Raw genomic sequence first — 391 nt, 5'->3', positions numbered from 1 at the left:
CCCGATCCCATCCCGAACTCGGAAGTGAAACGTAGCTGCGCCGATGGTAGTGTGGCCTAAGCCATGCGAGAGTAGGTCATCGCCAGGGTTTATACCCGAAAACCCCGCTGCTCACGCAGCGGGGTTTTTCTTTATGCGCCAGAAAACCACAGGCGGTAGTTCCACGCGATGCGTGGATGCTGCCCGCGCCGGAACCCCCATGCCAACCAAGGTTGGCAGCTACCAGGGGCAGGCTGCCTGCAGTAGATCCACGCCATGCGTGGATGCTGCCCGCGCCGGATGATCTGGCTCCCCGTAGGCAGACGCCAAGAAGCGATACTTTGATCGCACTTGGAGGTCCCTTATGTCCCGTATCACCCGCCGTAGCTACACCGATGAGTTCAAGCACCAG

The 391-nt window shown here is 60.1% G+C and carries 1 rRNA gene; it reads left to right on the top strand.

Annotated elements, in window-relative coordinates:
* A 5S ribosomal RNA gene (gene rrf, locus ACVOLJ_RS20860) occupies positions 1-88 on the top strand; the annotation flags it as partial.
* Positions 89-391 lie beyond the last annotated feature (303 nt).

The organism is Stenotrophomonas sp. STEN046 (assembly GCF_056759755.1).
This window is presented reverse-complemented; position numbering and strand designations above follow the sequence as displayed.